The following is a 25,997-nucleotide window of genomic DNA, read 5'->3' on the forward strand; positions in this document are numbered from 1 at the left end:
TCTGAAAATGACGAGCTGACGTTGCTGATGAATCAGGCAGGTGCGCTCGAATTGCTGGGCATTAGAAAAAGAAGATACTCCGGCAGCAGATCCACTTGAGGATTTAATGGATAATCTAGTAGACCACGAAAACCAGAGCCAATCCGAAAACACTGCGGAGGCGCTCGACAAAACCGAAGCGACCCGTAAGGTTTTCATCAAGACCTATGGCTGTCAGATGAACGTCTACGACTCCGATCGTATGAACGACGCGCTGAGCAACGATGGTTACGTTAAAACAGAAAATCCGGATGATGCGGATCTGGTTATCCTGAACACCTGCCACATTCGTGAGAAGGCGGCAGAAAAGGTCTACTCTGAACTTGGCCGTATTCGTAAGCTGAAGGAAGCGAAAGCCAAAGACGGCAAGCAGATGATGGTGTCTGTCGCTGGTTGTGTCGCTCAGGCTGAAGGTGCGGAGATTTCCCGCCGAGCGCCTATTGTTGACCTTGTTGTTGGCCCGCAGTCTTACCACCGCCTTCCAGAGCTGCTGAACCGTGCCTCCAACGGATCAAAGGTCGTTGAGACAGAGTTTGATATTCAGGAAAAATTCAAGCACCTCGCGACACCTTCCAAGGAAGCAGTCCGCAAGCGTGGTGTCACAGCATTTGTGACTGTTCAGGAAGGCTGCGATAAGTTCTGTACCTTCTGTGTGGTGCCTTACACTCGCGGTGCTGAAGTCTCCCGTAAGGTAGAGCAGATTGTCATGGAAACCGAGCGCTTGGCAGCTGCTGGTGTCCGTGAAGTGACCTTGCTCGGCCAGAACGTCAACGCATGGCACGGTGAAGGTCCAGATGGCCGTGAATGGGGCCTTGGTGAACTTCTGTTCCGCTTGGCAAAGATCGACGGCATTGAGCGCCTGCGCTACACCACGTCTCACCCAAGGGATATGGAAGACAGCCTGATTGCAGCTCATCGCGATCTTGATATTCTGATGCCTTATCTGCATTTGCCAGTTCAGTCTGGATCTGATGCGATCCTGAAGGCAATGAACCGCAAACACACCCGTGATGACTACTTCCGTCTGATCGACCGCATTCGCGAAGCCCGTGATGATATCGCACTCTCCGGCGACTTTATCGTTGGTTTCCCGGGCGAGACTGATCAGGATCACAAAGACACTCTGGATCTGATCCGCCGCGTCACCTATGGCTCTGCATTCTCCTTCAAATACAGCCCGCGTCCGGGTACTCCGGGTGCAACACTGGAAGAGCAGATCGACGAGCAGGTGAAGTCCGAGCGTCTGGCAGAATTGCAAGATCTGCTCAGCACCCAGCAAAAAGACTTCAATGCGTCATTGATTGGCAAAACAATTGATGTACTGTTTGAGAAGGAAGGCCGCAGAGAAGGTCAACTTGCAGGTCGTTCACCTTGGCTCCAGCCAGTTCATGTAAATGCGCCGTTGGACCTGTATGGTGAAATCAGATCAGTAGAAATTGTCGCTGCCAGCGCAAATAGTCTGGAAGGCCGCCTTGTTTAGGTGCATGATGCTCCCAGATTCTCGCGTAAAAGCGAACGGAGGCATTATTTGAAGGGCAGAGCCCAGACAACGTCCGCTTCAAGGACGGCCATGCGCCCCATTGCGGCATCAGATATGATGCATGTGGTATTGGCATTCGAAGACAATAGGCTTGTGAGCGATCTGTTCGGTCAGTTCGACCAGAACCTTGCGCTGATTGAACAGCGGTTGGGTGTTGAGGCAGTCGCACACGGCAATCAGGTCACCATTCGCGGCAATAAAACGTCAACAGAGCAGGCTAAGCTTGCTCTGGAGTCACTTTATACGCGTCTTCAGGGTGGTCACGACATCACACCTGGTGATGTTGATGGCGCAATCCGTCTGGCAGAAGTTGCTGAAGCGCAGCTTTCTCTGCCAACGATGGAACCCAAGTCCCGTATGGCATTTGCGCAGATCGCCACGCGCCGCAAAACATTGGTCGCCAGAACAGCCGCTCAGGATGCTTACGTCCGGGCAATGGACCGTTCTGACCTTACCTTTGGCGTTGGTCCAGCTGGTACAGGTAAAACCTTCCTTGCGGTTGCATACGCTGCTGCATTGTTGGAGCGTGGTGAGATTGATCGTATGATCCTGTCTCGTCCAGCTGTTGAAGCTGGCGAACGTCTCGGTTTCTTGCCGGGCGACATGAAGGATAAGGTCGATCCGTATCTGCGCCCGCTTTACGATGGCCTCAACGAGATGATGGCACCGGAAAAGCTGGAACGTGGCTTGGAAAGTGGCATGATTGAAGTCGCACCCCTCGCATTCATGCGTGGTCGTACGCTCTCCAACGCGATCGTTATTCTCGATGAAGCCCAGAATACGACGACAATGCAGATGAAGATGTTCCTGACGCGCTTGGGTGAAAACTCCAAGATGATCGTGACAGGAGATCCGAGTCAGGTCGACTTGCCTCCGGGCCAGATGTCCGGCTTACGTGAAGCCTTGAAAATTCTGAGTGGCGTCGAAGGTATCTCTCGCGTGGATTTCACAGAGAGCGATGTTGTTCGTCATGAGCTGGTGGCACGTATCGTAGGCGCTTACGACAATGATAGCCGCCGCCGGTTGGAAGCCAAAGAACGCAGGCAAGCTGAAGAGACTGCCAAGGAAAAAGAAGAGCAAGGCTCCCAGGAATGAACACAGCTTGCCCGGTACACATCGACCTGCTGATTGAAGCAGGCGATTGGGAGAGTGAAGAACTATTGGAAGCGATTGCTGAAAAAGCAATCGCCGCCGCTTTTGAAACAAGTGAGCTGAGTGTAATAGAAAACACAGAAGTTTCTCTTGTCTTCACCGATGATGCGCATATTCAGGAACTGAATAAGATGTGGCGCGAGAAGGACAAGCCAACGAACGTCTTGTCTTTTCCGGGAGACGATAGCGAAGAGCCGCCATTCGGCCCGCTATTAGGTGATATTATTATTGCAAAAGAGACGGTAAAGCGCGAAGCTATAGAGCTTGAAATTCCATTTGAACACCATCTGATTCATCTTATTGTTCATGGAACCCTTCATCTTTTTGGATATGATCACCAGATAGATGAGGAAGCGGAAGAAATGGAAGCGGAAGAACGCCTGATTTTGGCGAGCCTACAAATCCCCGATCCATACAAAGATGCGCCATTATCGGCAGATAAATAACCCCTGGTATTCACGGTGAGTACAGGGAACAACGAGAGAGAGATGAGCCCGGAACCTCGAAGTACAGAAGGTGCAAGCACCTCCGCTCAGGCCGAAACTGCAGAGCCTGCAAGTAGTACCGGCACAGCTGTTGCCGAAGATACCTCTGAGCCACAAGCGATGAAGCCTGGTGTCCTGACCAGGCTGAAATCAAAACTGAACCCGTTTAGAGGTTTCCGAAGAAGCGCGGCTGTTTCATTGCGCGAAGATTTGGAAGATGAACTCGCCCGCGATAGTGAAGGTGCTGATGCTGCTTTCACGAAGGAAGAGCGCGAGTTGCTGACAAACATCCTCCAAATGCGCGAATCTCGAGTTGAAGATGTCATGATCCCACGGGCCGATATTGAGGCCGTGGAAGATACAACGACAATCGGCCAGGTGATGGCCTTGTTCAGGGCATCCGGCCACTCTCGCATGCCTGTCTATCACGACAATCTGGATGATCCGCGAGGCATGGTCCACATCAAGGACTTGATGTCCTACTTCGTCGAGTTGGCTGTAAAAGCCAAGAAGACCGATGTGCCTTTGACTTTGGTGAAACCAGAAAAGAACTCCTCTGAGAAGTCGACAGAAGAAAAGTCGCTGCTCGATTTGTCTTGTGTTGATCTCTCAACACCGTTGAACGCAACAGGCCTGATCCGGCCTCTGCACTTTGTGCCTCCATCCATGTCTTCCTCTGACTTGATGAAGAAGATGCAGGTAACCCGTGTGCAGATGGCGCTTGTGATCGATGAATACGGCGGAACCGACGGCCTCGTGTCACTTGAGGACATCGTTGAGACAGTGGTCGGCGACATTGAAGATGAGCATGATAAGGACGAAGAAGAACTTATCATGAATGTCAGCCCGGGTGTTTGGGTAGTTGACCCTCGAATTGATCTGGAAGACCTTCAGAAAGAGCTCGGAGCGGATTTCAAGCTCGTCGAAGAGCAGACGGAAGAAGTGGACACGCTTGGTGGTTTGCTGTTCTCTATTCTGGACAGGGTTCCGGTTCGTGGTGAGTTGATCATAGATAAGACCTTGCCAGCTTTCGAGTTCGAAGTAATTGATGCTGACTTGCGCCGCATCAAACGCCTTCGTATTTCCAAGCGTCGGGTTGATCAACGCGCGGCAGTTCAGAGAATACGCCCACGCAGGCCGGAAGCTGCAGAATAAGCAGCACAAAATTGAATTTTTACCTATGACATTCGGGAGTGGGGAATGGTCTCTGCCATTGATAAGTCTCGAACTCTGATAAGCAGTCTTCGGGAATTATCAGGGTGGAGACGCGGACTTCTTGCTTTTGCAGGGGGAATAGCATCTGCCTTTGCGTTCCCTCCCTACGGTGCCTTACCCATCCTTTGGGTGACGCTGCCACTATTGATCCTTCTGCTTGATGGAGCAAAGGATCAGACCGTAGATCACCGTAAAACCCGTTTTTTTGCGTTCTTTCGTGTTTCCTGGGCGTTTTTCTTCGGGTTCTTCCTGATCGGATTGTTCTGGATTGCCGAAGCGTTTCTCGTCGACGCTAAGAGCTACGCTTGGATGATCCCTTTCGCGCTGGTCATACTGCCCGGTGGTCTTGCATTGATCCCGTCATTGGTGCTGAGCGGGGCTTCCTTATTCTGGACGCATGGGGTCTCTCGTATTCTGCTTTTTGTGATTGCTTTGGCTCTTTCCAACTGGCTGCGTGGACACATGCTCACAGGCTTTCCATGGAATGTGTGGGGCTATGCCTTTGCCGAAAACCTGACGCTGATGCAGAGCTTCTCTGCCTTGGGAATTTACGGTGTCGGTTTTCTTGTGTTGTTCCTGTTTTCGATGCCTGTTGCGCTGATTGACCAGAGGCGTAAGGTTGCTGCTGCCTATATCTCCGCGTGTGTGCTGGTATGGGCCGGCGTGGTTGCATACGGAACGAATAGGTTGCAGGCTCCTCAACAGGCGGTTGAAGGGCTTCAGGTGCTGGTAATACAACCCAATGTACCTCAAGCGGACAAGTGGAAGCCCGAGAACAGACAAAGACTTCTACCGCTCTATCTTCAGCAAACACAGCAGGCGCTTTCCGAGCTGAAACTGGATACCGAGACCCTCATCTTCTGGCCTGAATCAGCTTTTCCATTCCTGCTGGATGAGGAACCAGGGGCTCTGGAGGCCATCGGAGCCACGCTTCCCCAAAATACTATGTTGATTACAGGTGGTATTCGCCGCGAACTGTCCGAGAACGGGAATCTCTTTTTTAACAGTACTTTTGTTGTGTCGGACGAAGGTGCACTCATAGATATCTATGACAAAGTGCGGCTGGTTCCGTTCGGGGAATATTTGCCAAAGCGCTGGCTTCTACAATCCATTGGTGTGGAGCGCCTTGTTCCGGCTCCAGCAGATTTTACTGCAGGGACGCGGCACAAAAAAATAGATTTAAAAAATTCACTTAGTTTCCAGCCCCTGATTTGTTATGAGGCAATCTTCCCGCAAACTGTTCTGCCTGTATCTGAGCGACCTAACTTGCTCGTAAATCTAACGAATGACGGATGGTTTGGCGAAACAGCAGGTCCATACCAACATTTGGCACAGGCAAGAGTTAGAGCAGTTGAACAAGGCGTGCCGTTGGTGCGAGCTGCAAATACTGGTATTTCCAGTCTAGTAGATTCCAATGGTAGAATACTCGCAGAAGTTGTTCTAAATAAAAAAGGTAGTTTCAATGGTGAATTGCCTAAAATACTAAGACCCACGCCTTACGTGAGGGTGGGTGATTCAATTTTTTGGGGAATTATTCTAGTAGTTGTTAGTCTCCTATTGGTGATGGAGAAATTATTACCTACCCGTAGAGATTGACGAATGCACGCAAATGTCGTCATCTAATACACGTAAAGGTTTTCGTCTGGATCGTCAGATTTGGCCTCAAAAAAACCTTATGGGCCTGCCACCGATGCCTCTGTCAGAGGTTGTTTTGGCAATAGTCGAAATGCAGGTTTGATGAATTGCGTTCTTGCGAGAGTTGCTGAAATGCGCTCTCGTTTAAATAAAAACCCACGGTAAGGCACCGTAAAAAACCAAAGAAGAGGGCCTTTGATAATGCCCAGCAAAAAAGCACCAAACCCTATCGATATTCATGTCGGCAGCCGTGTACGTTTGCGCCGCATGATGCTTGGCATGAGTCAGGAAAAACTTGGCGAAAGCCTTGGTATTACATTCCAGCAAATCCAGAAGTATGAAAAAGGGACCAACCGGATTGGTGCAAGCCGCTTGCAGCACATTGCGACCATTCTGAAAGTGCCTGTCGCCTTTTTCTTCGAAGATGCTCCGGGAACCCCGGATGAGACGCCTGGTGTTGGTGATAATCCACAAACCACATACGTCGTCGACTTTTTGTCATCTTCTGATGGTTTAGCTCTCAACAAGGCTTTCGTTCGCATAGAAAACCCGAAAGTTCGCAAAAAGGTTGTAGAGCTCGTCAAGAGTCTTGCTGGGGATGAAGATTAAGTTTGTGATCCGTAAAATTTCGCAATTCTCCGGCAATTTTGATCTAAATCTCTTGACGTAATCGACATTCCTTGTTTGATGTAACACCAGAAGCGACGGATATGCCGTCGCTTCAATTATATTTTTCTTCCCAGAAGGACGTTTGCCAATGGCTCGTCAGAACTACGTGTTCACGTCGGAATCGGTTTCAGAAGGCCATCCCGACAAAGTCTGCGATCGCGTTTCAGATACGATCGTAGACGCATTTCTAAAGGAAATGCCAGAAGCCCGTGTAGCGTGTGAAACGCTTGCAACAACAAATAAGCTTGTTATTGCAGGTGAGACCCGCGGCCCGGCCTCTCTCACAAAAGAATATTTGGCTCACATTGCCCGCCTTGCTGTAAAGGATATCGGGTATGAGCAAGCCGGCTTTAATTGGAAAGACCTGGAGGTTCAGGTTCTTTTGCATGGCCAGTCCGCTGATATTGCTCAGGGCGTAGACGCTGCTGACAATAAGGACGAAGGCGCCGGCGATCAGGGCATTATGTTTGGTTACGCATGTCGCGAAACTGAAGAGTTGATGCCTGCTCCAATCTTATACTCCCATAAGATCCTGCGTTTGCTGGCAGATGCTCGCAAATCTGGCAACGAGCCGATGCTTGGTCCAGATGCGAAGAGCCAGGTTTCCATTCGCTATGAGGATGGTAAGCCGGTAGAGGCAACGTCCATCGTGCTGTCCACTCAGCATCTGGATGAAACCATGACCTCTGACGATGTGCGTGCTGTTGTCGAACCGTACATCCGCGCAGCATTGCCGGGTGACTGGGTGACCAGCAACACCATCTGGCACATCAACCCAACCGGCAAGTTCGTTATCGGTGGTCCTGATGGCGATTGTGGTCTCACAGGTCGTAAGATCATCGTGGATACATACGGTGGCGCAGCTCCACACGGTGGCGGTGCGTTCTCGGGTAAAGATCCAACCAAGGTTGACCGCTCTGCCGCATATGCTGCTCGCTATCTCGCGAAAAACGTTGTGGCCGCTGATTTGGCAGACAAGTGTACCATTCAGCTGGCTTATGCGATTGGTATCGCTGAACCGCAATCTGTCTTCGTCAATCTGCATGGTACAGGCCGTGTTGAAGGCGAGCGCGTTGAAGCTGCAATCCGTGAAGTCATGAGCTTGACCCCACGCGGTATTCGCGAGCACCTCAATTTGAACAAGCCAATCTACGCACGTACAGCAGCCTACGGCCACTTTGGCCGCGAAGCTGAAGGTGATGGTGGTTTCTCTTGGGAGAAAATCGACCTTGTCCATAACCTACGTGATGCTGTAGAGAAAGCCTACGCTTAACCTCTAACGCTAGAGAATGAACAGCTGGCCGGGGCGACCTCTGGCCAGCTTGTGTTTATGAGAACGATGGTAGATCACTACAAAGGCTCTTTTTTCGGCCGCCGCGTCGGAAAACCAGCAAGTCCGCGACAATCGCAGCTGCTTCAGGATGTTATGCCACAAGTGGCGTTGGACCTGACACAAACACCTCCAGAAAATCTGGCAGAGTTATTCCCCGTCCCAGTAAAGAGCGTTTGTCTTGAAATTGGCTTTGGGGGATCTGAGCACCTAATTCATCGCGCCAGAGAAAATCCTGAAATCGGATTTATCGGGTGTGAGCCGTTTAGCTCTGGCATTATCAAGGCTGTCTCCAGCATTGAAGAGCATGGTCTCAAGAATATCCGTTTGTTTGATGATGACGCGGGTAAGTTGCTCGACTGGCTTCCGGCTGCATCATTGGATATGGCTTATCAGCTTTACCCAGATCCATGGCCAAAGAAGAAGCATTGGAAGCGTCGCTTTGTGAACCAGATCAATCTGACGCGCATTGCACGTGCTCTAAAGCCGGGCTGTGAATATCGATTTGCCAGCGATATCGACACCTATGTGGATTGGACGCTGTCCCATTGTCGCAGGCATCCGGCTTTTGAGTGGAGTGCCGAATGTGCTTCTGACTGGCGTACACCATGGAGCAATTGGCCAGGTACGCGGTACGAACGCAAGGCACACCGTGAAGGTAGAATTGGCCGTTACCTGACATTTTTACGGGTTCAAGAGACGAAAACCTAAAGGGGACTCGCTTTTGTCTGCGCTCATCTTTGATTTTCTGTTGCATACAGTGGTCAAATGACTATATTGCAGAGCAAGAGTTCTCTATCGGCTCAGTTAAGAGCATTGAGGAGTGGGCCCCGAAAGGACCCGCTCTTTTTTATTAGCTAAGTCGGTAGTGATGCCTGACTGTCGAAATTCAGGTATCCGAAATAACTGCCAAAGACACTAAGCATGTCTTTGCATTAAGACGATAGGTACCAAGTGGACGAAACCGATCCCCGGATTATAAAGGAAAAGGGCCTAGAAGCCCGCGTAGCTGAAATTGTCGAGCCGGTCGTTGCTGATCTGGGCTATCGGCTGGTGCGCATCCGTGTAAACGGAAACAATGGCTGCACCCTTCAAATCATGGCAGAGCGCCCGGATGGGACGATGGCTGTTGAAGATTGTGAAGAAATCAGCCACGCAGTTTCCCCGGCGCTGGATGTGGACGATCCAATCTCTGGTGCCTACCATCTCGAAATTTCATCTCCAGGTATTGACCGCCCGCTCGTTCGCGCAGGTGACTTCGAGCGCTGGGTCGGACATGTTGCGAAAATCGAAATGTCTGTGCCGCAAGCTGGGCGTAAGAGATATCGTGGACACATCATCGGTGTGGAAGATGGATGCGCGCTTATCAGAATGACCGATGTACAGGAAGGTCAGGATGAGGCAGCTCGTCTTCCGTTGGATGAGATTGGGTCAGCCGTATTGGTTTTGACTGATGAACTGGTCGATGCGGCATTGAAAGCCGATAAAGCCGCAAAAGCAGCCCGTGGGGAGCCTACGGACGACGACAGTTACCTCAATCACTGATTAGCTGTTCTTGTTGCGCAATGGGTTATGGGCGGTTCCGGTTTTAAAGAGCCACCCTTTTGTTTTGATGTTCCTGCTGGTGTGAAGGAAGGCAGGGCGTGGAAGGAGTTGACGAGGAATGGCTATCAGCGCAAACCGTTTGGAGCTGCTGCAGATCGCTGAAGCGGTCGCCCGCGAAAAGTCGATCGACCGTAGCATTGTGATTGCTGCTCTTGAGGATGCAATCCAAAAAGCCGCTCGCTCCCGTTATGGCACCGAGACTGAAGTTCGTGCCGAGATTAATCCGAAAACCGGTGAAATCCGCCTTCAGCGTTTGCTGCAGGTCGTTGATGTTGTCGAGAACATCTCAACTGAAATTGCTCTGGTTGATGCGCAGGAGCGCAACCCGGATGCAACAGTCGGCGATTTCATGGCAGATCCATTGCCACCGCTCGACTTCGGACGTATCGCTGCTCAGTCCGCTAAGCAGGTCATCGTTCAGAAGGTCCGCGAAGCTGAGCGTGATCAGCAGTACGATGAGTTTAAAGACCGTATTGGTGAAGTGCTCAACGCTGTTGTGAAGCGCGTTGAATATGGCAATGTTGTTGTCGACACCGGTAAGGGTGAAGCAATCGTTCGTCGTGACGAACTGATCCCGCGCGAAATCTTCCGCAATGGTGATCGTATTCGTGCGCTGATCTTTGATGTGCGCCGCGAACAGCGTGGTCCACAGGTCTTCCTGTCTCGTACACACCCTCAGTTCATGGCAAAACTGTTCGCGCAGGAAGTGCCGGAAATCTATGACGGCGTTATCGAGATCAAGGCTGTTGCCCGTGATCCAGGCTCCCGCGCTAAGATCGCAGTCCTGTCTAACGACAGTTCTATTGATCCGGTTGGCGCGTGTGTTGGTATGCGTGGTTCCCGTGTTCAGGCAGTTGTTGGTGAGCTTCAGGGTGAGAAAATCGACATCATTCCTTGGAATGATGATGCGGCAACCTTCATCGTAAATGCACTTCAGCCTGCTGAAGTTGCTAAGGTTGTTCTCGACGAAGACTCCGAGCGCATCGAAGTTGTTGTTCCTAACGATCAGCTGTCTCTGGCAATTGGTCGCCGCGGTCAGAACGTACGTCTTGCTTCTCAGCTCACCGGCTGGGGCATCGACATTATGACAGAAGCGGAAGAGTCCGAGCGTCGCCAGAAGGAATTCCAGGTTCGTTCCGATCTCTTCCAGAATACCTTGAATGTTGACGAGATGGTTTCTCAGCTTCTCGCATCAGAAGGCTTTACTTCTGTGGAAGAAGTCGCGTACGTTGACCTCGACGAAATCTCGTCCATTGAAGGCTTCGACGAAGAAACAGCCGACGAAATCCAAGCTCGTGCACGTGAGTACCTGGAAGAGCAGGAAGCGAAACTCGCAGAAGAGCGTCGTCAGCTTGGTGTTTCTGATGAGCTGGTTCAGGTCCCAGGTCTTACATCCGCAATGCTTGTTGCATTGGGTAAAGACGAAATCAAAACCATGGAAGACCTCGCAGGCTGTGCAGCTGACGACCTTGTTGGCTGGACGGAACGCAAGGATAAAGAAACCATTCGCGTGGAAGGTACTCTGAGCAGTTTCGATCTGTCTCGTGCTGATGCGGAAGCTGTCGTGATGTCAGCGCGTGTTGCTGCTGGATGGATCTCTGCGGAAGACCTTGTGGAAGTCTCTGAAGAAGAGCTGGAAGTCGAAGAAGAAGACTTCGAAGGCGAAACATTTGAAGAGACTGTGGTTGACGCCGACGAGGAATTGGCGCAAGAGAGCGGTGCAGAAGACGCAAAAGGCGAGCAGTCCTCTGAATAATCTGTAGCCGCTTGACTGCAGAAAAAAGTTTTATACGGGGGTGTGTTGAAGTTGCAGCAAAAGGCTGCGGGTTTCTACATCCCCGTAACTGAATGAAAAATAACAACAATAGTAGGGTTGGGAATACGAAGTGCCGAGAAAAAATGAGCCGACAGAACGAACCTGCGCGGTCACGCGTGAAGTTCTACCGGTGACAGACCTTCTCAGATTCGTTATGGCTCCTGACAAAACTGTTGTAGTTGATGTGAAAGGCACCCTCCCGGGACGTGGGGTTTGGGTGTCGGCAAAGAAGTCTGTTTTGCAGGAAGCGATAAAAAGGCGCGCTTTCTCGAGAGGCTTTAAGGAGCAGGTAAACGCTGAAGACGGTTTGGCCGACCACACCGACAAACTGCTGGAGCAGGCAGCTCTGGGCGCACTGTCCATGAGCCGAAAAGCTGGCAACCTACATGTTGGCTTTTCGAAAGTCGAGGCAGCTCTCAAAAAGGAGAGTGTTCTTGCTCTGGTGCACGCCACTGAAGCCTCTGAAGATGGTGTGCGTAAGTTGGCGGCCCTAGCCGCTTCTAGATTTGGCAAGGTGGATCGTCTCAGCGTGATCCGCCTGTTTAACTCGGAACAGATGAGTACGCATCTGGATCGGGATAACGTTATACATGCTGTACTGCTGGCCGGCGAGGCAGGCAGAAACTTCGTGAAGCACGCGCAACGCCTTGCGCAATTCCGGGAAGTTTCTGTCATGGCTGACGACGACGGTACAAAGGGTGCAGTGGCGCAGGACTGAAGGCAATATGAGCGATACCAAAGACAACCACGACAATCCCACCGGCGGGGAAAAGAAAACGCTGGGCCTCAAACGCGGAGGCAGTGTTGAGAAGGGCACTGTTAAGCAGAGCTTCTCCCACGGCCGCTCCAAGGCAGTCGTCGTGGAAAAGAAGAAGCGCCGTGTAGTTGTGCCGGGCCAGGAAGGCTCCGCGGCACCTGCACCTGCTGCAGCTTCCTCTTCAACTCCTGCAGCCTCCCAGTCACGCCCGGAAAAGCGTCAGGGACAGCAGCAAGAGCGCGGTCCTCAGCAAGCTCGCCGTGGTGCGGGTGATGCTCAGAAGCGCGGTGAAGGCGGCGGTCGCGGTGGCAACCGTAACAACAATAACAACCAGCGTGGCGGTCAGCGTCGCGGTGGTGGTGGCGGTCAGAGCGGTGGTGCCGTTCTGAAAACCTTGACCAAGGGTGAAGCAGACGCACGTCTCGCAGCGCTTAAAATGGCTAAGGTTCGTGAAGTCGAAGATGCTAAACGCCGCGCTGAAGAAGCAAAGCGTCAGGAAATCTTGGCTGCACAGCGCGCTGTAGAAGCAGAAAAACAACGTGTAGAAGACGAAGCTCGCGCTAAGCGTGAAGCTGAAGAAGCTGCTGTACGTGCTAAGGCCGAAGCTGAAGCGAAAGCGAAGCGTGAAGCTGAAGCGGCTGCAAAAGCTGCTGAAGCTCCAAAGCCAGCACAACGCGAAGAGCGTCCGGCACGTTCTGGTGATCGCCCTCAGCGCAGTGGCGATCGTGGCCCTCGCCCAGGTGGCGACCGTGGTCCTCGCCCAGCAGGTGATCGTGGTCCACGCCCGGCAGGTGACCGTGGCCCTCGTCCAGGTGGTGACCGTGGTCCACGCCCGGCAGGTGACCGTGGTCCACGCCCGGCAGGGGATCGAGGTCCTCGTCCAGGTGGTGATCGTGGTGGTCGTCCACCAATGCGTGATGGCAAGCCGCCAAACCTTAATGGTCCTCGTCCAGGTGGCGGGCGTCCAGGTGGAATTTCTGCAGCTCCGGCAGAAAGCATGGAAACTGGTAAGGAAGTGAGCAAAAAGGCTCTAAAGCCTGCGCTACGTCCTAAAAAGCCTGTTGTGGCTGCTAAGCCAACACCTAAAGGCAACGATGACCGCCGTAAGTCAAAACTAACGATTACCCGCGCCACTGGTGGTGATGAAAGTCGTAATCGTTCACTGGCATCCATGCGCCGTCGTCGTGAGAAAGAAAAACGTAAGGGTCAAAAGGTTGTTCGTGAGAAGGTAGCGCGTGAAGTTGTGCTTCCGGAAGTGATCACCATTCAGGACCTTGCTCAGCGTATGTCTGAACGTGCTGTTGACGTCATCAAACTGCTGATGAAGCAGGGCCAGATGATGAAAATCAACGACGTGATCGATGCTGATTCCGCTGAACTGATCGCCGCAGAGATGGGTCACACCGTAAAACGTGTGTCTGAAGCTGACGTGGAAGAAGGTCTCTTCACCGTTGAAGACAACGACACTGATCTGTCCAACCGTCCACCGGTTGTTACAATCATGGGTCACGTTGATCATGGTAAGACGTCCCTTCTCGATGCGCTCCGCAAGGAAAACGTTGCTTCCGGTGAAGCTGGCGGCATTACACAGCATATCGGTGCATACCAGGTCGAGCAGAATGGCCAGAAGGTCACCTTCATCGATACTCCTGGTCACGCAGCGTTTACTCAGATGCGTGCTCGTGGTGCTAAGTCCACTGATGTTGTGATCCTCGTGGTTGCTGCTGATGATGGTGTGATGCCACAAACCAAAGAAGCTATTGTTCACGCAAAAGCTGCTGGCGTTCCGCTCATCATCGCGATCAACAAAATGGATAAGCCAGGCGCTGACCCTTCCCGCGTTCGCAACGACCTTCTTCGTGAAGATCTGGTTGTAGAAACCATGGGTGGTGACGTTATCGATGTTGAGGTCTCTGCTAAAGAAGGCACTAACCTTGATAAGCTGATCGAAATGATCCTGCTGCAGGCTGAGGTTCTTGAGCTGAAAGCTAACCCTAACCGTGCCGCTGAAGGTACCGTTATCGAAGCTAAGCTTGACGTAGGTCGCGGTCCAGTTGCTACCGTTCTGGTTCAGAAGGGTACACTCCGGGTTGGTGATGTTGTCATTGCTGGTTCCGAATGGGGTCGTGTTCGTGCGATGCTTGATGAGAATGGCAAGCCAGTTAAGGAAGCTGGTCCTTCCAAACCGGTTGAAGTTCTTGGCTTCCAGGCGACACCATCCGCTGGTGACATGGTTGCAGTTGTAGAAAACGAAGGCCGTGCTCGCGAGATTTCCGAATATCGTCACCGCCAGAAGCGCGACAAGATGGCAGCACGTATTGCTGGGTCTCGTGGTTCTCTGGAAGCGATGATGAAGGGCTTGCAGGAAGAAGGCAAAAAAGAATTCCCGCTCATCATCAAATCCGATGTGCAGGGTTCCGCCGAAGCAATCCAGGGTGCGCTTGAAGAACTTGGCAACGACGAAGTTGGCGCGCGTGTTGTGGCAGCTTCCGTTGGTGGTATCACCGAGAGCGACATCACTCTGGCGATTGCGTCCAAAGCACCAATCATGGCGTTCAACGTTCGTGCAAACAAACAGGCTCAGGAAGCTGCGCGTCGCGAAGGCGTCGAGATCCGCTACTACAGCGTGATTTACGACCTCATCGACGATGTGAAGTCCACTATGTCTGGTATGCTTGCTCCAGAACGTCGCGAAACCTTCCTCGGTTACGCAGACATCAAAGAAATCTTCAACATCACCAAAATCGGTCGTGTTGCAGGTTGTCTGGTCACCGAAGGTGTCGTTCAGCGTGGCGCACAGGTTCGCTTGCTGCGTGACAACGTCGTCATCCACGAAGGTGAGCTGGGTACACTTAAGCGCTTCAAAGACGAAGTCAAAGAAGTTGAATCCGGTGTTGAATGCGGCATGAACTTCACAAACTACAAGGATATGCGCGTCGGTGATGTCATCGAGTGCTTCCAGGTAGAAGAGATCGCTCGCTCCCTCTAACAGAGTGAAGAGCTAAACGAGCGAAATGAACATTCAGCAGCGCCGGCGCGGATTTATCCCCGTCGGCGCTCTGTTGTTCCAAACTCAAAGCAAATTGAGAGATAAAAATGGCAAAAGCACGCGATGAATTTGCAGGTCAGCCGTCTCAGCGCCAGTTGCGTGTAGGTGAGATTGTCCGCAAAGAACTGTCAGACATTCTGACACGTGGTCGGATCACCGATCCTGAACTTGACGGTGTTATTATCACGGTCCCGGAAGTACGCATGTCGCCTGATCTGAGATGGGCTGACGTTCTCGTCATGCCTATGGGTGGTCGCGATATTGATGTTGTCCTCGCTGCACTTAAACGCAACGCGAAGTACCTTCGTGGGCAGGTCGCTCGACGCGTCACAATGAAATACACTTGTGATCTACGTTTTGTAGCCGATACGCGTTTTGACGATGATGATCTGATTACTCGACTGCTGCATGAGCCTGGCATCCGTAAGGATTTTGCTGATGGCGGCATCGATGACGATGATGATCAAGGTGATGACCGCGACTAAGCTTTACAGAGCATAATGCCAAAGATGAAGTCGTGGGTTTCAGACCAGAGTACGCGCTCAGAAGCGCAACGCATGCAAAGAATTAAGAGCTGAGAAGTATGGCGCGCAAACAGCAGCGACGTAGACCCCGTTTCCCTGTAAACGGATGGCTTGTGTTGGATAAACCTCTAAACCTGACCTCCAATGATGCATTGGGGCAGTTGAAGAGGATTTTTCATCCTGAAAAAGTCGGACACGCAGGAACGCTTGATCCGCTTGCGACCGGCTGTCTGCCGATCGCCTTTGGGGAGGCCACCAAAACAGTTCCATACATCATGGATGGACGAAAGGTTTACCGCTTTGAGGTGACCTGGGGCACGCAAACCACCTCTGATGATGCTGAAGGCGAACCGGTCAAGACCTCCGATGTGCGCCCAACACACGATGAGATCCTCGTGGTTCTGCCTGAGTTCCGTGGCGCCATTGAACAGGTTCCGCCAATTTTCTCCGCAATCAAAGTTGACGGAAACCGCGCTTACGATCTTGCCCGGGAAGGCGAAGACGTAAAGCTGGATGCACGTACGATTGTGGTGCATCGCTTGGATCTGGTCGAGTGTCCAGATGAAAACCGTGCGGTTTTTGAAGCTGAATGCGGCAAGGGAACCTATGTTCGCTCACTGGCCCGTGACCTTGGTGAACGCCTTGGTACATGTGGCTATGTCACTGACTTGCGCCGGTTGCTGGTAGGACCCTTCGGTGAAGAGCAGATGGTTACCCTGGATGAACTTCGTGCTGCTAAAGAAACTATGGCGGTAGAAGTTGAAGAAGGTGAAGAGCCACCTGTTCTCGACCCCCACGAAAACTCAGAACTGATCGGACACATCAAGCCAGTTGAAGTCGCACTCCACCAGTTTGCAGAGGTGCCAATCACCTCTGATGCTGCGGCGAAGGTAAAGCGTGGTAATCCTGTTTTACTACGTGGCGCAAATGCACCGATAGGCCCCGAGGAAATCTATGTGGTTTCTGGAGGCAAGCTGATTGCTTTTGGTGAAGTCTCAAAAGGTCAGTTCAAGCCAAAGCGAGTTTTCAATCTCTGAAGCCTTTCTGAAAGTGGAGCGCCACACGTGAATGTAAATCATCGCGGGGCGCAATCGCTGAAAGGCAAACTGTTCTAAGGGGATTTATGGCTGCAAGCCCCTTAAGATTCTTCTGGTTTTTTGAGAGTTTTTCAGTCATAGTCCCGCCGCTGGGAAGCTACTGCTTACCCGGTTATTATGTGTTGGCCTGACCCTGCTAGACGACATCTTGGCACGGCCCGAGCTCAACACATAGCTCTGTAAAAGAGCGCATGCCTTCTGGGCATTTAATAAGAGGCAGTATGACTGCCATTAGATAAGGAAAAATCGATGTCGATTACGCCTGAAAAAAAAGCTGAACTGATCAAAGAATTTGCGATCAAAGAAGGTGACACTGGCTCTCCGGAAGTACAGGTTGCTATCCTTACGCACCGCATTACAGTTCTGACTGACCACTTCAAGGGTCATAAGAAAGACAACCACTCACGTCGTGGTCTTCTTAAAATGGTTGCACTTCGTCGTAAGCTCCTTGACTACGTTAAGGGTAAAGACGTTGCTCGTTACCAGTCCCTGATCGAGCGTCTGGGCATTCGTCGCTAAGACGAAGAATTCAAAGCGCGGCAGCGAAAGCTCGCCGCGTTTTCCTTACCCTCTCCTATTTCCAAGGTATTTCGGGAAATTGCGAGAGGTATATTCTGGATCAGATCGTTCTCTTCCAGAATGAACGCAGGCGAATGAAGACCTGGCAGGATTGCCAGAAGCTTACAGCGTATCTCCCAAAAGTGGAGGCCGGTTTTTGGTCAAAGGTACGCACAATCAAACAAAAGCTTCTCGCTGTCTTGCCTGCAATCGTTCGACCTGAAAAGGCATCGCGCCCTTGGTACTCAAGGAGTTGGTGCGCGCATTGCCGGCAAATGACAGCCTCAAGTTTGATGACGACCATCAGGCACTGAGGCGAACGTTAGGATAAAGATATGTTTGATATACATCGCGTGGAAGTAGATTGGGGCGGACGTCCGCTCATCCTTGAAACCGGCAAGGTTGCCCGTCAGGCAGACGGCGCAGTCATCGCAACATACGGCGAGACAAAAGTTCTCGCGACAGTCGTGTCCGCGAAGACCGCAAAGCCAGGTCAGGATTTCTTCCCACTTACCGTAAATTATCAGGAAAAGGCATACGCTGCTGGCCGCATTCCAGGTGGCTTCTTCAAGCGCGAAGGCCGTCCTTCCGAGCACGAGACCCTGACATCCCGTCTGATTGACCGTCCGATCCGTCCGTTGTTCGTAGATGGTTACAAGAACGAAACTCAGGTTGTTCTTACTGTTCTGTCTCATGACCTCGAGAACGCTCCAGACATTCTGGCAATGGTTGGCGCATCCGCAGCACTCACCATCTCCGGCGTTCCATTCATGGGCCCAATCGGTGGCGCTCGTGTTGGTTACATCAACGGCGAATACGTTCTGAACCCAACAGTTGACCAGATGGAAGAAACCGATCTGGACCTGATTGTTGCAGGTACGAATGACGCTGTTCTGATGGTTGAGTCCGAAGCTCAGGAACTGACCGAAGAAGTAATGCTCGGCGCTGTGATGTTCGGTCACAAAGGCTTCCAGCCAGTGATCGACGCTATCATTCAGCTGGCTGAAAAAGCTGCTAAAGAGCCACGTGAACTGAACCTGCCAGATCATTCTGAGCTGTTCGGTAAAGTTCAGGAGCTGGCTGCTGAAGAACTCGGCGCTGCTTACTCCATCACTGTTAAAACAGAGCGTAAAAACGCTGTTGATGCTGTGAAGGCGAAAGTTGTTGAAGCTCTTGTAACTGGTGAAGAAGGCGCTCCTGACGCGACTGTCATCTCCGACCTGTTCAAAAAGGCAGAAGCTGCTATCGTTCGTGGCCGTATCCTGGATACTGGTTCCCGTATCGATGGCCGTGACCTTTCCACTGTTCGCTCTATCGTTTCTGAAGTTGGCATGCTGCCACGTGCACACGGTTCTGCCCTGTTCACACGCGGTGAAACTCAGGCAATGGTTGTTGCAACACTGGGTACAGGTGAAGACGAGCAGTTCGTTGACAAGCTCGAAGGCACCACCAAATCTGCATTCATGCTGCACTACAACTTCCCTCCATACTCTGTAGGTGAAGCTGGTCGCATGGGTTCCCCAGGACGTCGTGAAATCGGTCACGGTAAACTGGCATGGCGCGCTGTTAACCCAATGCTGCCTGCACACCATGATTTCCCATACACCCTGCGTGTTGTTTCCGAAATCACTGAGTCTAATGGTTCTTCCTCCATGGCTTCCGTTTGTGGTGCATCCCTGTCCCTGATGGACGCTGGTGTTCCTCTGAAGGCTCCTGTGGCTGGTATCGCAATGGGTCTCATCAAGGAAGGCGAGCGCTTCGCAGTTCTCTCCGATATCCTTGGCGACGAAGATCACCTCGGCGATATGGACTTTAAAGTTGCAGGTTCTGCAAACGGCATCACTGCACTGCAGATGGACATCAAGATCGACGGTATCACCGAAGAGATCATGAAAGTCGCTCTGGAGCAGGCTAAAGGCGGTCGCGTTCACATTCTTGACGAGATGGCAAATGCAATCACCGAAGCTCGTTCTGAGCTGGGTGAGCATGCTCCACGCATCGAAGTGATCAAGATCCCAGTAGACAAGATCCGTGAAGTGATCGGTTCTGGCGGTAAAGTTATCCGCGAGATCGTTGAAAAGACCGGCGCGAAAGTGAACATCGAAGACGACGGCACCGTTAAGGTGGCTTCTTCTGACGGTAAAGCGATTAAAGCTGCTCTCAACTGGATCAACTCCATCGCTGCTGAGCCAGAAGTTGGCGTAATCTACGAAGGCACAGTTGTTAAGACTGTTGACTTCGGCGCATTCGTAAACTTCTTCGGCGCACGCGACGGTCTGGTTCACATCTCCCAGCTGGCTCCACGCAAAGTTGCGAAAGTAACTGACGTGATCAAAGAAGGCGACAAAGTCTTCGTTAAGCTGATGGGCTTTGATGAGCGCGGTAAAGTTCGCCTTTCCATGAAAGTTGTCGATCAGGAAACTGGCAAGGAAATTCCTCGCGAAGAAGCTGCTCCAGCTCCTGCAAAAGACTAAGCTTTTCTAGCTAAATTCAAAAAAAGGCCGGTTCAGAAATGGACCGGCCTTTTTCTTGTTTCAAGCTCACTCTGCGGCGCTCTTAGAGGTCTGCCCCTTAAGTCGTGAATGACCTGCCAAAATATACAGCCCGCTCAGTACAATAATCGCGGAGCCTGCCAGTGTCATGGCGTCTGCGGTCTCGTCAAAAATCAGGAAGCCGAGCAGGAGGCCAAAAAGCAATCGGGAGTACCGAAAAGGGGTGACGACGGACACCAGCCCGGTGCGCATGGCAACCGTAAGCGAGTAATAAGCCCCGATGCCCACGAGTGTGCCTGCTGCGATGACCAACCCGCTGAAGAGATCCGGCCAGACAAACCCGCCAGACCAGAATGAGTAAGCTGCACCAGTTGGGATAAGCACCGCAAAGCCGTAAACACCAAGCTGCATGTTGGAAAGGGCTGGGGGAGCCGCTCGCGTTGCCAAATCACGACCAGCAAAGCCAATCATACCGATGATGGCAAGAATCGAAGTCACCTGAAAACTTTCCGAACTCGGTTGGATAATCATCAGCACGCCAATGAAACCGATCAGGATCGCAAGCCACCGCTGCCAGTTCACGCGCTCGCCAAACAACACGGCAGCGCCTAGAGTGACTGTAATTGGAGTGGCTTGAAGAATGGCAGAGGTGCTGGAAAGCGTGTTCAGCGCCAGTGACAGCAGGAAAAACAGCCGCCCCGTAATCTCAAAAATCGCACGCGCGTAAAGTGTTGCCTTCAACGCTTCCGGCGTAAAAGCCCGTTCACCGCGTCTCCAGGTCAACAGCAAAAAGCCGAATGTGCCGCCGATACCAAACAACATCAGTGTTTGCCCAACGGGCACTGAAGCCGTCGCCGTCTTAAGCAGCGTATCCTCAATGGCAAACCCCAGCATTGCAAGCACCATCCAGGCGCTGCCGCGTATATTATCCATAATAGTATCCCCTTGCGGGAGCAGCTGCCTGGGTCTCGGAAACGCGTGAAAACGCAACCCTGCTGCATTTTTAAGTTCTGTAAAGATGAAAGCGCATTCTCGAAAAAAGATCTTGGTTTTCGAGCAGGAGTACGCGTTAAAACAAAGATTTAGAGTCTGATGCGTGCATGGTGTGAACACACCGTACTCTGAGTAAGCTATCCGCTATCTTAGCGCAAGAATATGAGTTTCACGCGGGTTTCTATTCCGGTGGACTTGAGAATTCCTCATAGCTGGAGCGGTTTTAGCACCGCGCGGCTTTGCCGGCGGTGTTGAGTTGAACCCCGAAAGTTCGGGAGTGAGCAAGGCGAGCAGGCAGTGCCTGCGCATTGTAAGTAAATTAGTTTCTTCGGCATTGGCTGCTCGCCTTGCCCGGGCGTTTTTGTATGAAACAAGATCTCCTCCGAAAGGCATTGGGAGCAGGCACTGTCAGCAACAAGCACACCGGCCAGAGGCAAATGTGATTGTCGGTGATAGCTAAACGCCTGCCAGTGTAGACGCCCATCGGGTGACTAGCTTCCGCTTGGTCCCTGCACTAAAGACTTTCAAGGGGTGTTTCAACGAACCCGCCGGGTGATGCGTTACTTCGCCCGGTAGCCCCGCCCAGCCCACGCCGCACTGATGGACGGTCCATCAGCTGCCCGAATACGTGAGCACAAAACTGAGAATAAGCGTGGTTCAGGGCAGGGGGATAAGTTTTATCAGATTTTTCGCAGGACAGGCCGTACATGACCAAGCATGAAACGAGCGCCAGTTGCACGAGATAGAGCAAACTCTGGGACACCAACTGCCATATGAGTTTGAAACTCTTTAGTGCGCCTGCTATACCCCTCCACACTATAATTTGAGGGGCTTTCGTAGGCTTGGGGGACGTGATGAGTGACATGCGACTGGTTGTTGTAGGCGCAGCAGGCCGAATGGGGCGTGCACTGGTACGCACAGTGACCGAAATGGACGGAGTTGTGGTGTCAGCCGCGATCGAGCGCAAACACTCCCAGTTTCTGGGCACAGATGCTGGCGAACTCGCAGAATGCGGTAAACTCGGCGTTGCAATCACCGATGATCTTGAGGCTGCATTTGCTGATGCAGATGGCGTGCTGGACTTCACCGTACCAGAGGCAACGGTTGAATTTGCAGAAGCTGCGGCGCGTCATTCTATTGCGCACATTATCGGCACAACCGGAATGACGTCTGCCCAATCTACCGAACTTGCTCACGCCGCGACATCAGCCCGCATTGTAAAATCAGGCAATATGAGCCTAGGTGTTAACCTGCTCGCATGCCTCATTAAAAAGGCGGCTGCAGCTCTGGATGAAGATTTCGATATCGAAGTCCTGGAAATGCATCATCGGCATAAAGTTGATGCCCCATCAGGAACAGCATTGCTGTTGGGTGAGGCAGCAGCTGAAGGCCGGGGGATTGATCTTGAAACCCATAGTGTTCGCACACGAGACGGCATTACAGGTGAACGGAAAAGAGGCGACATCGGCTTTGCAACATTGCGAGGTGGATCTGTCGTAGGTGAACATACGGTGATGTTTGCGAGCGAGGGAGAGCGTATAGATCTTTCACATATCGCAACGGATAGACAACTGTTTGCTCGCGGTGCCGTGAAAGCAGCCCTCTGGGCGCACAATCAGCAACCGGGCCTGTACTCAATGGCTGATGTTCTCGGCCTGAATGATGAGTGACACACAATGCATGCTTGCTAGAGCGTGTTCTGTTTGATTGGGTCCAATCAAATGACAAGACTTCGCTCCAACAAAGATGTTGGAGTGCGATGCGCAAACGTACATGAACGCGACGTGCTCTGATGAGCGATGAGCAAGACATGTGAAATGAGACTTGAAACAGTCCTTCCAAGACAACTGTTTTCAAGCAAACATAACCTCCTTAGGAGAGCTTAATGGAACGCCTTTTGGTTCTCGTCCGTCACGGACAAAGCGAATGGAATTTGAAAAACCTGTTCACTGGCTGGAAAAACCCAGACCTGACAGAACAGGGTGTTGAAGAAGCAACAACAGCTGGTAAAAAACTCAAAGAAATGAACCTGACATTTGATCTGGCGTTCACTTCTGACCTGCTGCGCGCTCAACATACTCTTAAGCTGATCCTTGGTGAGCTTGGTCAGGAAGACCTGCCAACATCAAAAGATCAGGCTCTGAACGAGCGTGACTACGGTGACATCACCGGCATGAACAAAGACGAAGCTCGTCAGAAATTTGGTGAAGAGCAGGTTCACATCTGGCGTCGTTCTTTCGACGTTCCTCCTCCAGGCGGTGAAAGCCTGAAGATGACTGCAGAGCGCACCCTGCCTTACTACCGTTCTGACATTCTTCCTAAAGTTCTCGAAGGCAATCGCGTGATTGTTGCTGCACACGGCAACTCCCTGCGTTCCCTCATCATGGAACTTGAAGGACTTTCACCTGAAGAAATCCTCAAGCGCGAGCTCGGCACAGGCAAGCCTGTTGTTTATCGCCTTGATGAAGAAGGTAAGGTTCTTTCTGTTGAGGACCTGGCAGAAGTTTAAGCCACCCTCAAAATTCAGAATCATAAAAAGCGGCTCTTCGGGCCGCTTTTTTATTTGGCTGAGTTGCACTGCTCTGTAATGGCTGAATTAGAATTGTAAAAATATAAATATTATTCACACAAATAGTCTTTGTTAAAATACTAAGTATGTGAAATTAAATACACTTAAAATTATCAATAATAGATAATGCATGCGTCATTATTATTTGCCTTGCGCTACGTAAGATTCGATGCAAGCCTCTCCATGCATACAGAAATGTATGACCGCATTAATATATTAATTGAGAGGACAACCTATGAAGTTTTCAGTAGCAAACGACGGTCGCCCAGCATCTGCTCAAGCAAAGCCAGCAAAGTTGAATGGTGGCCTTGCTCCAAAAGATGAAGAGAAAAAACCAAAATAATTTAATGTGTGAGGCAGTTTAGGCTGCCTCGCTTCATTTTTGCAGAGTGTTTTATCTGCGAGGGAATTCCTGTGAAGTTTGTAAGAATGGTCAAATCTGCCCCGGACGTCGTCAAGGCAGATGGAACGAACCTTGGCATGATGCCAGCCCGGGCAATGAAGTATTGTGAACCCCTCCTTACTGCTTCTCGTCAGGGCTACTATGTTTACCCGCCAGTAGATTTTTATCTGATGTGGACCGGATCTGAGGTCCTCTATCGGCTTGGCGCCGAGGGCGAGTGGACCCTGCTGGATCGGTTGTATCTTACAGACTTCGTGGAAGACTACCAAAACTCCTGTCCGGAAGGGCTGGAAGACTACTACCCCCCATTTCTGGATGTGTTCCCTGAAGGCGACATCGTTCAGATCGGCGCTGGCTACAGCCTGATCGGTGATGAAGGCCAGTGCCATTGGGTCCGCGGCCCAATCAACCTGCCCTCCAATGCGGGTTATGATTGTTTTGAAGCGATGATTGACTCCAGCTGGTTCTGTTCACCGCTGTTCATCAATATAAAGCTGCGCAAACAGGATGTCCCAATCAGCTTCCCACGCCACCGGCCTTTGTTGCAGGTTCTACAATTGCCCAACACGATCCTGCCGAAGACACCGATTGTCCAACCGGAAATCACCGAGATGGACGGCAGTTCCCAGGAGTTCTGGCAGGCCTGGGCAAGAAGTTACGACAAACGTAATGGCGGACGTTCTGGCAGCTACGCCAGCGAGCAGCGCCGCATCAACACCCAATATGCAGTCGCCGACTAGTCGCTCCTGAAAAGGCATCAGAAAGCCGATGATCGTAGCCAAAAAACTGAACCGCAGATTTCGTCAGCACATCGAAGAGCAATCAATGTTCTTCGTCGCAACAGCTGCTGCCATAGGGCATATCAACCTGTCGCCCAAAGGCATGGATACCCTCAGGGTTTTAAGTGACGAGCGCATCATCTGGCTGAACCTGACTGGCATTGGCAATGAAACAGCCACCCACGTGCAGGAAGACGGTCGCATGACCCTCATGTTCTGTTCGTTCGGCGAGCAGCGCCTCACGCTTCGGGTGTTCGGAACGGCAAAGGTCATTCATCCCAGAGATGAGGACTGGGCCAAACTGGTCGCTCAGTTCCCCGACCTGCCGGGGTGTAGACAAATCTTCGACCTTGATATCGAACTCATTCAGACGTCTTGCGGCTCGACAGTCCCGCGCATGGATTTGGTTGATACGCGTGTCGAAAAGGAGTTCCTGCCCTACTACGAGACGATGGATCGTGAGGAGTTGGAGAACTACTGGCGCAAGCACAACGCCACAAGTCTGGACGGCCTGCCCACCAACATTCTGGAGCCGGCCTGAAATCATCATTGGATGTTTTAACGAAAGTCGGGTTTAGAGCTGCAATTGAACCTATATAAGACACGCACACAAAGAAGATCTGAGAGGCGTGTTTTATGGGATTGTTGGTGTTGGTACGCCACGGGCAAAGCGAATGGAATGCGCTGAAGGTTTTCTCTGGACAGGCTAATCCTGAGCTGAGCGCCAAGGGCATTGATGAAGCCCGAAACGCAGGTCGTACTCTCAACTCACAGGCAATCCAGTTCGATCTGGCCTATTCATCAGGCCTTAGGCGCGCCCGCAAAACACTGGATCTCATCCTTGAAGAAGCTGAGCAATCTCATCTGCATGTCATTGAGGACAAGCTCTTCAATGAAAGGGCCTATGGTGATCTCACAGGCATTCCTATCGAAAGCGCGGTTCAGGAACACGGTGTGGAGCAAGTGCACCAATGGCGCCACTCCTTGCACGCCGTGCCGCCCGGTGGTGAAAGTGTGGAGATGACGGCCAACAGAGCCCATGGTGTGTTCAAGCACCGTGTTCTGCCTCAGTTGATGAATGGAAAGAACGTCATCATCTCCTCACACAGGAACACAATTCGAGGACTGATCTCGAAGATTTGCAAGCTTAATCAAAAAGAGACCGAGCGCATGCACATCGGCACCGCACAGCCGCTCTTCTTTAAGGTAAACAGCGCAGAGGATATTCAGCAGATCAGCAAATAAAAAAGGCAGCCCGTAAGCCGCCTGAATTGATATTTTCAGTTCGCA

The 25,997-nt window shown here is 51.6% G+C and carries 22 protein-coding genes; 21 read left to right on the forward strand and 1 reads right to left on the reverse strand.

Annotation, left to right across the window (positions count from 1 at the left end):
- Nucleotides 1-106 precede the first annotated feature (106 nt).
- The 16 genes from miaB to pnp all read left to right on the forward strand — a co-directional run bounded on the left by miaB (nt 107) and on the right by pnp (nt 19,945).
- Complete coding sequence (gene miaB / locus PsAD46_RS02330; protein ID WP_063306052.1) at nt 107-1,519, forward strand: tRNA (N6-isopentenyl adenosine(37)-C2)-methylthiotransferase MiaB; 1,413 nt, start codon at nt 107-109, stop codon at nt 1,517-1,519.
- Between the two features lie 90 nt (nt 1,520-1,609).
- The gene (locus tag PsAD46_RS02335; RefSeq protein ID WP_193776899.1) at nt 1,610-2,674 is read left to right on the forward strand and encodes a PhoH family protein; all 1,065 of its coding nucleotides are present in this window, start codon (nt 1,610-1,612) and stop codon (nt 2,672-2,674) included.
- A complete protein-coding gene (gene ybeY, locus PsAD46_RS02340) occupies nt 2,671-3,177 on the forward strand; it encodes an rRNA maturation RNase YbeY (protein ID WP_063294309.1) in 507 nt (168 codons plus the stop codon). The genes PsAD46_RS02335 and ybeY overlap by 4 nt, the downstream gene beginning before the upstream one ends.
- A 42-nt stretch (nt 3,178-3,219) precedes the next feature.
- Entirely contained in the window at nt 3,220-4,371 is a 1,152-nt protein-coding gene (locus PsAD46_RS02345) for a hemolysin family protein (RefSeq protein WP_082830462.1), read from the forward strand.
- 45 nt (nt 4,372-4,416) lie between these two features.
- Nucleotides 4,417-6,027, forward strand: coding sequence for an apolipoprotein N-acyltransferase (gene lnt / locus PsAD46_RS02350; protein WP_063306053.1), 1,611 nt, complete (start codon nt 4,417-4,419; stop codon nt 6,025-6,027).
- Nucleotides 6,028-6,264: 237 nt separating this feature from the next.
- Nucleotides 6,265-6,675 (forward strand): helix-turn-helix domain-containing protein, encoded by a 411-nt coding sequence (locus tag PsAD46_RS02355; protein WP_057463247.1) that lies wholly within the window; start codon nt 6,265-6,267, stop codon nt 6,673-6,675.
- Between the two features lie 148 nt (nt 6,676-6,823).
- On the forward strand, nt 6,824-8,008 hold the full coding sequence (gene metK / locus PsAD46_RS02360; RefSeq protein ID WP_063294307.1) for a methionine adenosyltransferase: 1,185 nt from the start codon (nt 6,824-6,826) through the stop codon (nt 8,006-8,008).
- Nucleotides 8,009-8,074: 66 nt separating this feature from the next.
- Nucleotides 8,075-8,776, forward strand: a complete 702-nt coding sequence (trmB, locus tag PsAD46_RS02365; protein WP_057463072.1) for a tRNA (guanosine(46)-N7)-methyltransferase TrmB — start codon at nt 8,075-8,077, stop codon at nt 8,774-8,776.
- 243 nt (nt 8,777-9,019) lie between these two features.
- On the forward strand, nt 9,020-9,610 hold the full coding sequence (rimP, locus tag PsAD46_RS02370) for a ribosome maturation factor RimP (RefSeq protein ID WP_063294306.1): 591 nt from the start codon (nt 9,020-9,022) through the stop codon (nt 9,608-9,610).
- Nucleotides 9,611-9,728: 118 nt separating this feature from the next.
- On the forward strand, nt 9,729-11,426 hold the full coding sequence (gene nusA / locus PsAD46_RS02375) for a transcription termination factor NusA (protein WP_057463071.1): 1,698 nt from the start codon (nt 9,729-9,731) through the stop codon (nt 11,424-11,426).
- A gap of 130 nt (nt 11,427-11,556) precedes the next feature.
- Complete coding sequence (locus tag PsAD46_RS02380; protein ID WP_082596804.1) at nt 11,557-12,204, forward strand: RNA-binding protein; 648 nt, start codon at nt 11,557-11,559, stop codon at nt 12,202-12,204.
- A 7-nt stretch (nt 12,205-12,211) separates the two neighbouring features.
- On the forward strand, nt 12,212-15,232 hold the full coding sequence (infB, locus tag PsAD46_RS02385) for a translation initiation factor IF-2 (RefSeq protein WP_063306054.1): 3,021 nt from the start codon (nt 12,212-12,214) through the stop codon (nt 15,230-15,232).
- Between the two features lie 107 nt (nt 15,233-15,339).
- Nucleotides 15,340-15,777: a 30S ribosome-binding factor RbfA gene (gene rbfA / locus PsAD46_RS02390; RefSeq protein ID WP_063294304.1), complete on the forward strand. Its 438-nt coding sequence runs from the start codon at nt 15,340-15,342 to the stop codon at nt 15,775-15,777.
- Between the two features lie 98 nt (nt 15,778-15,875).
- Entirely contained in the window at nt 15,876-16,853 is a 978-nt protein-coding gene (truB, locus tag PsAD46_RS02395) for a tRNA pseudouridine(55) synthase TruB (RefSeq protein ID WP_063294303.1), read from the forward strand.
- Nucleotides 16,854-17,162: 309 nt separating this feature from the next.
- Nucleotides 17,163-17,432, forward strand: a complete 270-nt coding sequence (rpsO, locus tag PsAD46_RS02400) for a 30S ribosomal protein S15 (RefSeq protein ID WP_057463067.1) — start codon at nt 17,163-17,165, stop codon at nt 17,430-17,432.
- 374 nt (nt 17,433-17,806) lie between these two features.
- Nucleotides 17,807-19,945, forward strand: a complete 2,139-nt coding sequence (pnp, locus tag PsAD46_RS02405; protein WP_063294302.1) for a polyribonucleotide nucleotidyltransferase — start codon at nt 17,807-17,809, stop codon at nt 19,943-19,945.
- Between the two features lie 66 nt (nt 19,946-20,011).
- Here the strand turns inward: pnp and PsAD46_RS02410 are convergent, their stop codons facing one another.
- Nucleotides 20,012-20,896 (reverse strand): DMT family transporter, encoded by an 885-nt coding sequence (locus tag PsAD46_RS02410; protein ID WP_063294301.1) that lies wholly within the window; start codon nt 20,894-20,896, stop codon nt 20,012-20,014.
- A gap of 914 nt (nt 20,897-21,810) precedes the next feature.
- Between PsAD46_RS02410 and dapB the strand changes: the two genes are divergently transcribed.
- The 5 genes from dapB to PsAD46_RS02435 all read left to right on the forward strand — a co-directional run bounded on the left by dapB (nt 21,811) and on the right by PsAD46_RS02435 (nt 25,952).
- Complete coding sequence (dapB, locus tag PsAD46_RS02415) at nt 21,811-22,626, forward strand: 4-hydroxy-tetrahydrodipicolinate reductase (RefSeq protein ID WP_063286353.1); 816 nt, start codon at nt 21,811-21,813, stop codon at nt 22,624-22,626.
- A gap of 215 nt (nt 22,627-22,841) precedes the next feature.
- On the forward strand, nt 22,842-23,465 hold the full coding sequence (locus PsAD46_RS02420; RefSeq protein WP_057463063.1) for a 2,3-bisphosphoglycerate-dependent phosphoglycerate mutase: 624 nt from the start codon (nt 22,842-22,844) through the stop codon (nt 23,463-23,465).
- Between the two features lie 489 nt (nt 23,466-23,954).
- Nucleotides 23,955-24,668, forward strand: a complete 714-nt coding sequence (locus PsAD46_RS02425; RefSeq protein WP_063306055.1) for a hypothetical protein — start codon at nt 23,955-23,957, stop codon at nt 24,666-24,668.
- Between the two features lie 28 nt (nt 24,669-24,696).
- Nucleotides 24,697-25,248 carry a pyridoxamine 5'-phosphate oxidase family protein gene (locus tag PsAD46_RS02430; RefSeq protein WP_063306056.1) on the forward strand — a complete coding sequence of 184 codons (552 nt, stop codon included), beginning with the start codon at nt 24,697-24,699 and terminating at the stop codon, nt 25,246-25,248.
- Nucleotides 25,249-25,343: 95 nt separating this feature from the next.
- A complete protein-coding gene (locus tag PsAD46_RS02435; protein ID WP_063306057.1) occupies nt 25,344-25,952 on the forward strand; it encodes a 2,3-bisphosphoglycerate-dependent phosphoglycerate mutase in 609 nt (202 codons plus the stop codon).
- Nucleotides 25,953-25,997: the final 45 nt, after the last annotated feature.

This window comes from Pseudovibrio sp. Ad46 (assembly GCF_001623065.1).
Lineage (GTDB): Bacteria > Pseudomonadota > Alphaproteobacteria > Rhizobiales > Stappiaceae > Pseudovibrio.

Coding starts and splice junctions, on each gene's coding strand:
- miaB (WP_063306052.1), top strand. CDS start 107: ATGGATAATCTAGTAGACCACGAAAACCAGAGCCAATCCGAAAACACT.
- PsAD46_RS02335 (WP_193776899.1), top strand. CDS start 1,610: ATGCGCCCCATTGCGGCATCAGATATGATGCATGTGGTATTGGCATTC.
- ybeY (WP_063294309.1), top strand. CDS start 2,671: ATGAACACAGCTTGCCCGGTACACATCGACCTGCTGATTGAAGCAGGC.
- PsAD46_RS02345 (WP_082830462.1), top strand. CDS start 3,220: ATGAGCCCGGAACCTCGAAGTACAGAAGGTGCAAGCACCTCCGCTCAG.
- lnt (WP_063306053.1), top strand. CDS start 4,417: ATGGTCTCTGCCATTGATAAGTCTCGAACTCTGATAAGCAGTCTTCGG.
- metK (WP_063294307.1), top strand. CDS start 6,824: ATGGCTCGTCAGAACTACGTGTTCACGTCGGAATCGGTTTCAGAAGGC.
- trmB (WP_057463072.1), top strand. CDS start 8,075: ATGGTAGATCACTACAAAGGCTCTTTTTTCGGCCGCCGCGTCGGAAAA.
- nusA (WP_057463071.1), top strand. CDS start 9,729: ATGGCTATCAGCGCAAACCGTTTGGAGCTGCTGCAGATCGCTGAAGCG.
- infB (WP_063306054.1), top strand. CDS start 12,212: ATGAGCGATACCAAAGACAACCACGACAATCCCACCGGCGGGGAAAAG.
- rbfA (WP_063294304.1), top strand. CDS start 15,340: ATGGCAAAAGCACGCGATGAATTTGCAGGTCAGCCGTCTCAGCGCCAG.
- truB (WP_063294303.1), top strand. CDS start 15,876: ATGGCGCGCAAACAGCAGCGACGTAGACCCCGTTTCCCTGTAAACGGA.
- rpsO (WP_057463067.1), top strand. CDS start 17,163: ATGTCGATTACGCCTGAAAAAAAAGCTGAACTGATCAAAGAATTTGCG.
- pnp (WP_063294302.1), top strand. CDS start 17,807: ATGTTTGATATACATCGCGTGGAAGTAGATTGGGGCGGACGTCCGCTC.
- PsAD46_RS02410 (WP_063294301.1), bottom strand. CDS start 20,896: ATGGATAATATACGCGGCAGCGCCTGGATGGTGCTTGCAATGCTGGGG.
- dapB (WP_063286353.1), top strand. CDS start 21,811: ATGAGTGACATGCGACTGGTTGTTGTAGGCGCAGCAGGCCGAATGGGG.
- PsAD46_RS02420 (WP_057463063.1), top strand. CDS start 22,842: ATGGAACGCCTTTTGGTTCTCGTCCGTCACGGACAAAGCGAATGGAAT.
- PsAD46_RS02425 (WP_063306055.1), top strand. CDS start 23,955: ATGGTCAAATCTGCCCCGGACGTCGTCAAGGCAGATGGAACGAACCTT.
- PsAD46_RS02430 (WP_063306056.1), top strand. CDS start 24,697: ATGATCGTAGCCAAAAAACTGAACCGCAGATTTCGTCAGCACATCGAA.
- PsAD46_RS02435 (WP_063306057.1), top strand. CDS start 25,344: ATGGGATTGTTGGTGTTGGTACGCCACGGGCAAAGCGAATGGAATGCG.